The 9,286-nt window shown below is 68.1% G+C and carries 11 protein-coding genes and 2 pseudogenes; 7 read left to right on the forward strand and 6 right to left on the reverse strand.

Features of this window, described 5'->3' with window-relative positions; all coding sequences use genetic code 11:
* From GJ629_RS11755 to GJ629_RS11770, 4 genes and pseudogenes are all read right to left on the reverse strand, one after another.
* A partial coding sequence (locus tag GJ629_RS11755; RefSeq protein ID WP_157513238.1) for a DUF4147 domain-containing protein occupies window positions 1–294 on the reverse strand: 294 nt, incomplete at its 3' end.
* Entirely contained in the window at window positions 278–1,123 is an 846-nt protein-coding gene (locus tag GJ629_RS11760) for an SDR family oxidoreductase (RefSeq protein WP_370515891.1), read from the reverse strand. The genes GJ629_RS11755 and GJ629_RS11760, both read right to left, overlap by 17 nt.
* A 51-nt stretch (window positions 1,124–1,174) precedes the next feature.
* Window positions 1,175–1,954 carry an endonuclease V gene (locus tag GJ629_RS11765; protein ID WP_157513239.1) on the reverse strand — a complete coding sequence of 260 codons (780 nt, stop codon included), beginning with the start codon at window positions 1,952–1,954 and terminating at the stop codon, window positions 1,175–1,177.
* Between the two features lie 3 nt (window positions 1,955–1,957).
* Window positions 1,958–2,909, reverse strand: a pseudogene (locus GJ629_RS11770) (rhomboid family intramembrane serine protease).
* A gap of 105 nt (window positions 2,910–3,014) precedes the next feature.
* Here GJ629_RS11770 and GJ629_RS11775 point away from each other — a divergent pair.
* The 5 genes and pseudogenes from GJ629_RS11775 (at window position 3,015) to GJ629_RS16295 (ending at window position 6,394) form a co-directional block, all read left to right on the forward strand.
* Window positions 3,015–3,460 (forward strand): annotated as a pseudogene (locus GJ629_RS11775) (DUF5788 family protein).
* Complete coding sequence (polX, locus tag GJ629_RS11780; RefSeq protein WP_370515892.1) at window positions 3,457–5,190, forward strand: DNA polymerase/3'-5' exonuclease PolX; 1,734 nt, start codon at window positions 3,457–3,459, stop codon at window positions 5,188–5,190. Before GJ629_RS11775 ends, polX begins: the two are co-directional and overlap by 4 nt.
* Complete coding sequence (locus GJ629_RS11785; RefSeq protein ID WP_157513240.1) at window positions 5,187–5,642, forward strand: Mut7-C RNAse domain-containing protein; 456 nt, start codon at window positions 5,187–5,189, stop codon at window positions 5,640–5,642. Before polX ends, GJ629_RS11785 begins: the two co-directional genes overlap by 4 nt.
* A 46-nt stretch (window positions 5,643–5,688) precedes the next feature.
* Complete coding sequence (locus GJ629_RS11790; protein ID WP_157513241.1) at window positions 5,689–6,177, forward strand: DUF5797 family protein; 489 nt, start codon at window positions 5,689–5,691, stop codon at window positions 6,175–6,177.
* A 49-nt stretch (window positions 6,178–6,226) separates the two neighbouring features.
* Window positions 6,227–6,394 carry a hypothetical protein gene (locus tag GJ629_RS16295; protein ID WP_197428576.1) on the forward strand — a complete coding sequence of 56 codons (168 nt, stop codon included), beginning with the start codon at window positions 6,227–6,229 and terminating at the stop codon, window positions 6,392–6,394.
* On the opposite strand, the gene GJ629_RS11795 is transcribed toward GJ629_RS16295, so the two are convergent.
* The gene (locus tag GJ629_RS11795) at window positions 6,395–7,435 is read right to left on the reverse strand and encodes a DUF5787 family protein (RefSeq protein WP_370515893.1); all 1,041 of its coding nucleotides are present in this window, start codon (window positions 7,433–7,435) and stop codon (window positions 6,395–6,397) included.
* A 71-nt stretch (window positions 7,436–7,506) separates the two neighbouring features.
* The gene (locus GJ629_RS11800; protein WP_157513242.1) at window positions 7,507–7,929 is read right to left on the reverse strand and encodes a bis(5'-nucleosyl)-tetraphosphatase; all 423 of its coding nucleotides are present in this window, start codon (window positions 7,927–7,929) and stop codon (window positions 7,507–7,509) included.
* Between the two features lie 268 nt (window positions 7,930–8,197).
* Here GJ629_RS11800 and GJ629_RS11805 point away from each other — a divergent pair, with 268 nt between their 5' ends.
* Both GJ629_RS11805 and GJ629_RS11810 read left to right on the forward strand, forming a co-directional pair.
* Window positions 8,198–8,797: an RDD family protein gene (locus GJ629_RS11805; RefSeq protein WP_231754606.1), complete on the forward strand. Its 600-nt coding sequence runs from the start codon at window positions 8,198–8,200 to the stop codon at window positions 8,795–8,797.
* Window positions 8,798–8,928: 131 nt separating this feature from the next.
* Entirely contained in the window at window positions 8,929–9,261 is a 333-nt protein-coding gene (locus tag GJ629_RS11810) for an uS10/mL48 family ribosomal protein (RefSeq protein WP_157513243.1), read from the forward strand.
* Window positions 9,262–9,286: the final 25 nt, after the last annotated feature.

Genomic DNA, 9,286 nt, shown 5'->3' on the forward strand with positions numbered 1-9,286 from the left:
CTCCGTCGCCGCGGGGTCGGTCGCGACGACGAGGCCGTCGTCCAGCCACTCGCCCAGCACGGACTCCAGTTCCGCGGCGACGGCGTCGGCCGCTTTCCCGCCGCCGAGGACGACCACTCGCTCGTAGGCGTCAAGATCGTAACTGGTCCCGGCAACGGTGAGCGTCTCGCCCTCCCGGGTCACCTGCCGGCCGACGACCCGGTCCGGGCGAGCGGCCTCGATACCAGCCTCGACGCAGTCCAGCGCGACGGCGTGGGCCTCGCTGGCTTCGAGACGGTCACGGCCCTCGATCATGGCGTGATGGAGGTGAGTTTCCGGAGCAGCGACCACACGCGGTCGCGCCAGCGACTCGGGAGCAGTCGACCGTAGGCACTCGCCCGCGCGACGGTCCCGACGGGTAGCGCGGGTCGGGATCGGTGACGCTCGCGGCGTCTTTGATCACGTCGCCGACCCGCGCCGGTTCCATCCCGAACGTCTCGCTGGCGTCGACGTCCCGGCGGTCCTCCATCATCTCGTAGTACTGTTCGTAGGCCCCCGAGCGCTCCAGGCGGTCCCGCGAGTCGGCGACGCGGGCCTCGAAGTTCGTCGCCACCGGACCGGGTTCGACCAGCACGACCTCGATGCCGTGGTCGGCCACCTCGTTCCGCAGGGCGTCGCTGTACCCCTCTAAGGCGAACTTCGAGGCGCTGTAGGCCCCTTGGCCCGGCACCGCGAGTAGCCCGACGGCGCTGGAAACGTTGACGATGGTCCCCTCCTCGCGGTCACGCATATGCGGGAGGACTTCCCGGACGAGTCGGTGCGGGCCGTTGAGGTTCACGTCGAACTGGTCCTCGAGGGCGTCGGTCGGCACGTCCTCCAGCGGCCCGAACTGACCGGTTCCGGCGTTGTTGACCAGACAGTCGATGCGACCCTGATCGTCGATGACGCGGTCGACCACGCGTTCGACGTCGCGGGCGTCAGTCACGTCGAGTTCGGCCGTCGCCGCGCCCATCTCGGCGAGGTCGGTCACGTCGTCGGTGTCCCGCGCCGTCGCGTACACGGTCCACTCGTCCTCAAGGAAGCTCTCCGCCGTCGCCCGTCCGATGCCGGACGAACACCCCGTGATCAGCACCGTCTTGTTCATATCTCGGCACTCGGTGCGGGGCCACCTAAGTTCCAGTGGTGTCCCGAAGCCTCACTCGCCCGTCGCCTCGCCGGCCGCGGCGTCCGCCAGCCGCGTCGGTTCGGGTAGTTTGTAGCCTGCACAGCAGCGCGCGACCACGTCGACGGCCGTCTCGGCGCTGACGCGGTGGCCGGGACTGACGACGAGGGGGTTGATGCTCGTCGACCCCGACTCGTACTGGCGCGACTGGAAGAAGTAGCCGATGACGGTGCCATCGGGCGCGGTCACCTCGTCGTCGGCCTCGATGGCGACGCGGTCGCCCTCGGCCATCCGGTCGGGCAGTGGGTCGCGGGGCCGACCACAGAGGAGGTTCTTCGCCACGCCGACGGCCGGGCAGTCGAGGGTCACGCCGACGTGGGTCGCCAGTCCGGCCTCCCGGTAGTGGATGCGGCCGCTGCCGTCGACCAGCAGTGCGTCGGGGTCGACCGACAGCGATTCGACAGCGGCGAGGACGGCCGACCCCTCGCGGAAGGAGAGCAGGCCCGGGATGTACGGTATCGCCGTCTCGCGGACGGCCGTCACCGTCTCGATGACTTCCCCGTCCCGGAGGGCGACGGCGGCGCTGACCGCGCGGTCGTCGTCCAAAAATGCCTGATCGACGCCGGCGACGATAGGCGACTCGTCGCCGAGGCGTCGCTGGGCGCTGTCGTCGGACGGGGCGCTGATCCGCGCGGGGTCGAAGTCGATGTCGTCCTCGAAGACGGCCGCTCGGGCGATGTCACCCTGGAGAGACTCCATCTCCGCTCGGGAGCGCGACCCGTCTGGGCGGAACGCGGGGCGGACGACCTCCATCGGTCAGAACGGGCCGCGGCCGCGACCGGGGCCACCCGGACCGCCCGGGCCACCGGGGCCACCACCGCCCCGGCCGAACTGGAGGCTGTCGGGGACGCGCATCCGGTCTTTGACACGGTAGCCGTACCAGATCCCGATCATCAGACCGAGGAAGTGCGCGCCGTCGGCGATGCCGTTGCCGCCGAGGGGCGTACTGAACCCGAAGATGCCCGCCATCGAGGCCAGCGCGTAAGCGCCGGTGATGACATATATCGGGATGGGGATGAGGAACCAGAGGTAGACCGTGAGGTTCCGGTTGAGGATAGTCAGCGTCCCGAGGATTGCCAGTGCCGCGCCGCTGGCACCCAGCGCAGCGCCCGGTTCGCCCTGAAACAGCATAATCCCGAGTTGGCCGAGGCCGGCGAGGACGCCGCTGACGAGGAACATAATCGCGAAGTCCCGGGAACCGACGTAGTCCTCGACCAGACGGCCGAAGAAGAAGATGACGATGCTGTTGCCGGCGATGTGGAACAGGCCGGGGCTGTGAGCGAATATCGAGGTTACCCACGTCCAGACGTACGTGGGGTGGGCCGTCGAGACGGTGAACAGCGCGTTGTGCGTCTGCGGACCGAACAGGGAGAGGACCAGAAACTGCAACACCAGCGTAATCCACATCAGCGCGAGGAACACGTACGTCATATTCCCGCGGAAGTACGCCAGCGCGCTTCCGGGGCCGGTGTCGATGCCGAGGCGGTCGGAGACGCTGGCGTTCGCCTCCCGGCCGCCGCCGTTGCCGCCGGTGGTCACCGAGTCGTCGAAGCCGCTGTCGAAGACACCGTCAGGGTCGTCCCACTGCTCTAAGCCGGGACAGTCGTGGTTCTCCGGCAGGCGATGGTCGCCACAGAAGGTACCCCCACCAGTGCCGACAGTGGTACGGCATGTTCTCCTCCTTGCCGCACTCGTCACATCTCGCCATTGGCGGGGGCTACGGAGTGGCGTATCAAATGGGTTGTGCTTGTGGGTGCGGGACGGACATCGGCGACGCCGTAGATTTTTCTCGGTCGGTCCCCGAGGGTGGAACGTGAAAGAGTACCAGCGCAAACAACTACTCGAACGCGTCGAGCGGGAGGCGCGACCGTTGGCGCTGCCATCCCCGAGACCATCGAGGTCCAAGGCGAGACGGTCGACCTCCGGGAGTTCGTCTTCGAGATAAAGCGCCGCGAGACGGTCCCGAAGGGCGAACGCGAACGCGTCGAGACGGCCAAGCGAAACCTCAGGCGCGAGCGCCTACAGCGGTTTCAGCGCCTCGAATCCGGCGAGGTCCCCTACGAGGAGGGCGAGGCGCTGGTAGACGCTATTGTCGGCCTCGACCGGGCGTTAGAGGCCCTTGAGAGTCTCGACCCGGCAGACCTAGAGCGGGAGCGACAGGCACAGGCCGCCGCCGACAAGAAGCGCTGGATGTCCTTCCTCAAGAAGGCGCTGGGACACGACGACGGCGACACGGGCCGAGCGGGGCGGTCGCTGTGAGCCGGAACGACGCCGTCGCGGACCGACTGGCGGAGATGGCCGACCGCCTCGAAGCGATGGACGTCGAGTACAAACCGCGGGCCTACCGCCGGGCGGCCGAGAACGTCCGGGACTACCCCGACCCAATCGAGGTGCTGGCCGCCGAAGGCGAGGCCGCCGTCGGCGAGATAGACGGCGTCGGCGACGCCATCGCCGCGAAGGTAGTCGAGTACGTCGAGACCGGCGAGATAGCCGAGTTGGTCGAGTTGCGCGAGGACCTCCCCGTCGAGATGGCGGCGCTGACCAGCGTCGAGGGCGTCGGCCCCAAGACTGTCGGAACGCTGTACGAGGCGCTGGGCATCCGGACGCTCGACGACCTCGAAGCCGCCGCCGAGGACGGCGAGATACAGTCTGTCAAGGGGTTCGGCGCGAAGACCGAGCAGAACATACTCGATGGCATCCCCTTCGCTCGGGAGGCCCACGACCGGCAACTGCTGGGCGACGCCCGCCCCTACGGCGAGGAGATACGGGACTACCTCCGGGCGCAGGACGCGGTCGAGCGCTGTGACCTCGCGGGGTCGATTCGCCGCTGGAAGGCGACCATCGGCGACGTGGACGTGTTGGTCGGAAGCACCGACCCCGACCCGGTCGTCGCGGCGTTCACCGAGTGGGAGGGCGTCGAGTCGGTCATCGAGTCCGGCGAGACGAAAGCCAGCGTCCGCGCCGGCGACGTGCGGGTCGACCTCCGCGTGGTCGTCCCCGAGGAGTTCGGGGCCGCCCTCCAGTACTTCACCGGGAGCCGCGACCACAACGTCGCCGTCCGCAACCGCGCGATAGAGCGCGAGATGAAGGTCAACGAATACGGCGTCTTCGACGTGGCCGGCGTCGAGGACGACGACCAGCGAGCGGGCGAGAGACTGGCCGGGGCCGAGGAGGCCGAGGTCTACGGCGCACTGGACCTCCCGCTGATCCCGCCGGAACTCCGGGAGGGTCGCGGCGAGATAGACGCCGCCGCTGCGGGCGACCTGCCGGACCTCCTCGACGAGGACGACGTGCGCGGGGACCTCCACCTCCACACGGAGTGGTCAGACGGGAACAACACCATCGCGGAGATGATCGCCGGCGCGGAACAGCGGGGGTACGACTACCTCGCTATCACCGACCACGCGACCGGCCCGGGGATGGTCGGCGGCGTCGGACTGGACGACGAGACGCTGCTCGAACAGGTCGATGCGGTCCGGGAGGCCGCCGAAGACACCGATCTGACGGTGTTCGCGGGCGTCGAGGCGAACGTCGACAGCGACGGCTCGCTGTCGGTCGGCGAGCAAGCCCTCGACGCGTTGGACCTCGTCGTCGCCTCGCCCCACGCCGACCTCGACGGCGACGGGACCGACCGCCTCGTGGCGGCGGCCGAACACCCCGCTGTCGACGTCATCGGCCACCCGACCGGACGGTATCTCAACCGTCGCCCCGGGTTGACGGTGGACTTCTCGCGGTTGGCCGCGGTGGCCGCCGAGACGGACACCGCGCTGGAGGTAAACAGCAACCCGGCCCGGCTGGATATGGACGGTCAGGCCGTGCGGGCGGCCGTCGAGGCGGGCGCGCCGGTGGCCATCAACACCGACGCCCACACTCCGGAGCGGTACGACCTGATCCGCTACGGGGTCCACACGGCCCGTCGCGGGTGGGCCGAGCCGGCCGACGTACTCAACACGTGGGACGCCGCGAGCGTCCGGGAGTTCGTCGAATGAGCGAGAGCCCGCCGGGGCTGTTGCTGGACATGATGCTCGGGAAGCTGGGCACGTACCTGCGAATGTGTGGCTACGACGCCGCCTACGCCAAGAACCGCGACGTCCAGTCCGACGAGGCCATCGTCGCCCTCGCGGAGACGGAGGGGCGGACGATACTGACCCGCAGCCGTTCGCTGGCCGAGCGGGCCGGCGACGCCGTCCTGATCGAGTCCCGGGACACCGTCGACCAGTTGCGCGAGTTGCAGGCGGCGGGCTACGACCTGACGCTCGACGACGAGCCCTCCCGGTGTGGGGCCTGTAACGCGCCGGTGACACGCGTCGCGCCGGAGGAGCCGACGCCGGAGTACGTGCCCGACGGCGACGAACCGGTGTGGCGCTGTCGGGAGTGTGGCCAGCACTTCTGGCGGGGCAGCCACTGGGCGGACGTGGCCGAGACGCTGGCGTCGCTCTGATCGGTTCCGGACCAGCTATAACCGTGGCGGCCACTACACTCGCCTGATGACCCTCTCCGAGGAGGCGCTGACGCGGCTGGCCGACATCGTCGCCCTCCAGCCGACGAAAAACGGTGAACTGCAACAGCGGTGGGAACTGGACAGCGGCAGCGAGGTCCACCAGTACCTCGAATCAGAGCTCAAAGACTACTACTACCGCAACGAGGACAGCCTGATCTGTGCGACACCCGAGGCGGGCGAGTTGGTCCGCGCGGAGGGACTGGTCGAGTCGACCGGTGAGGACGACGCCGTCGAGGTGCCGCCGATTCAGGCCGACGTCATCGCCGTCATCGCCGGCCCCGACGAACAGACCCAGAGCGTCGTCTCGGTCCTGCACGCGCTCGAGGACGCCGGCCACGACTACGCGGTCGAGGACGTCCGGTCGGCGCTGCACAGCCTCGTCGACAAGGGCATCGTCGAGCGCGTCCGCAAGACGGTGCCAACATTCCGACTCGCCGTCGCCCGCGAGGACCTCACCGTCGCCGAACTGGAGTGACCGAGGTGGTTTCCGTGGCGGCCGCGTACGCCACGCTAGGATGTCACATATGATAGCCGAACTCAGCGACGGAACCGAGATCAGAAACGTCCACGAGGTCGTCGAGGGATCGAACGGCGTCCACCTCAAACAGGAGATCGACGGCGAGGTCGTCCGCGGGGCGTACGTCCCGTTCACACAGCTCAATTACGTCTACTCCGGCCGGACGAGCCAGTAGTCACAGCCCCGGCCGGTGTCGCCGGCGCTGACGGTCGAGCAGCCGCTTGATGCCCTTACCCGGTCCGCCCTCTATCGGCCACGCCTTCGTCCGCCAGACCGGCGGCTCGGGACTGAACGACGGACAGCCGCCGCGACACTCCGCGGCGGTCGGCACGCACTCCTTGGCGTCGCAGTACGGTTCGACTCCCCACTCGGCCCCGCGCAGCCGGAAGTGTCGACAGTCCGGCCGCATCGTGTCGGCGTAGGCCCGCCACCCGCGCTCGTAGGCCCGTTCGGCTATCTCGCGGCGCTTGTCGGCCTTCCACTCGGGGTCAGCGTAGTCGAACCGCGCCGCCGAGGCGTCGTGTGCGCCGCCGTCCGGCCGCTCCTCGATGATCGTTCCGGGGTCCTCGACGGGAAGGGTTCGGGGTCGCCAGATCACGTCACCGACTCCCGCCCCGTCGACGGTCAGGATACCCGCCTCGACGGGGATGTCCTCCAGTAGCGCTCGGGTGGGCCGGCCGCCCTCCGTCGTCGGGTCCGTCGCCACCCACGCCTCGTCGGAAAGTGAGAGCGCCACGTCCCGTTGCAGTTGATCCGCCAGCGCGTCGGCGGCGCTGGCGTCCAGGTCCGGCTTGTTCTCGATGGCGACGATGCGGTCGACCCACTCGGGGTAGGGCCACTTCCGGCGGAGTTCGATCCGATTGGCGCGCTTGCGCGTCTCGACGATGCCGCGGTCGCCGGCCCGGTGGACGGCCTCCCGGACGTACTGCCACGGGTAGCCCGGGTCCGGGAGACAGTCCCGGTACCACGTCCACTCCGCGGGGGCGTGCCGGACGACGTGTAGGAGGTCCGAGTCAAGCGCTTCGGCCCCGAAGTTCGCCCGCGAACGGAGGCCCTCGGGGTCACACTCGAGTACGATGGTGTCCCAGCGGCGGCGCTCGGTTCCGAGTTGGCGGGCGACGATGACTGGTCGCTCGCGGCCACTCCCGGGCGGCCACGCTCGCTCGGCCCACTGACAGACCCGGAGTTCGAACGCGAACTCGCTGTCGGCGCTCACGTCGGGAGGGTAGGCGGCCGTCGGTTTAGTCCCGTCGCCCGGCCGCGTCTCGGGGCCGACGACAGCACGACTCAGTAGTCGAGGTCGTCGAGGTAGTCGTGTGCCTCTTCGAGTATCTCCCGGGGGCCGTCCTGGGTGATGGTGTTGATCGCTTGGTCGTAGTCGCGCCACTGCAGGTCGCGGTGTTCGTGTGACAGTTCGGCCGACGCCTCGAAGGACTTGGCGACGAACAGGTGGACCGTCTTGTGGATGGTGTTGCCGTTCGCCTCGAAGACGTAGTCGTAATCCTCTCGGAAGCCGTCCAGTAGCCGGAAGTCCTTGATTCCGGCCTCCTCTTTCACTTCGCGGATGGCGGTCTGCTGGAGTTCCTCCTCGCCCTCGACGCCGCCCTTGGGGAACTCCCAATCGCCGGGCCGGGACTTGAGCAGCAGGTACTCACGCCGGCCACGCGTGTCGCGAAAGAGGATGGCTCCCGCGCTCGTGGCCTCGATCATTATCACACTGTATTCCGCCAGTACTTAAGAGAATATCGGAGCACCCGTGGCCCGCCGTCGGTCGGATGCCGAAATTCACTCCCACATATGTGTTCTATCTGTGTAACTTCTCGGCAGTAAAATAGTACCCAGTGGATTTAATATACCCTATTGTCCAAGATGACCTATGCGGTACTGTCCAAACTGTAACACGAAAACCGATGGGAGCGAACGGGATTGTCCGAACTGTCACGCGTCGCTTGACGAAGGTACGGGAACACCACGGGCGATGGCTGACGGGGGGAACCGCCGCGGTGGGAACCAGTCCCAGCGAGGCGGCCAAGGTCAGGGCCAGCGAGGCGGTCAACAGCGAAATCAGCCCCAGCAGGGCGGGCAGCGCGGGGGCCAACAACCGAACCAGCCCAGACAGGGCGGGCAGGCGGGCCACGGCACGGCACAGGGCGGTCACGGCGCAGTGCAGGGCGGCGGGCGTGGCAACTGGGACGGGAGCGGATACCCGCGAGCGCCGACCCGTGACGACACCGACGTCGTCGGATCGCGGATCATCGCGCAGATCGTCGATAGTATCGTCGGCACGGTGCTGGCGTTGGTCACGATATTCGTGTTCGGGGCAATCGGCGGAGCGGCCGGTGGCAGTTCCGGGGCGGGAATCGCCGCTATCGGATTCCTTGCCGCCATCCTCGTGTTCGTGGGCTATTTCTTCCTGCTGGAGGGCCTCTGGGACGGGTACACCGTCGGCAAGAAGGTGTTCGGGATCAAAGTCGTCAAAGAGGACGGGAGCGAGTGTGGTGTCGGGACTTCCTTCATCCGGAACCTGCTCCGAATCATCGACTACCTTCCCGTGTACTCGTCCTCGGGTTCATCCTGATGGCGATGAGCGACACGCGCCAGCGGATCGGCGACCGGGTCGCGAGTACCGTCGTCGTCACCGACACGCCGAACTGAGCGGCGACACGCAACTGACACCCTTTTACCCGCGGCCGGTCGAACCCACTGGTAATGCCATTCGTCACGACGCTCGTCTTCAAAAGCGGGGACCGACAGTTGCTGGACGACACCGTCGACGATATCAAAGACGACGCCGCCCGGAAGGGCGTCGAACTCAAGGGACCGCATCCGAAACCACCGGAGGACCACAGCGTCCCGCAGTCCAAACGGCTGCTGGACGACGACGACAACTTCGACTCCTGGACGTACACGGTCTACACGCGGGAGGTTCGGATCGTCGGCCACGACGGGTTCGCCCGCGACATCGCCGGGCGGGATATGCCGGCCCCCATCTCGGTCGAGGCGGAGATAGACCAGCAGACGGGGATGGGTCGGGGCGGGTAGCGCGTCGGCCGGTGTCGGCCGGCAG

Source organism: Halapricum sp. CBA1109, assembly GCF_009741825.1.
In the GTDB taxonomy this organism is placed as follows: Archaea; Halobacteriota; Halobacteria; order Halobacteriales; family Haloarculaceae; genus Halapricum.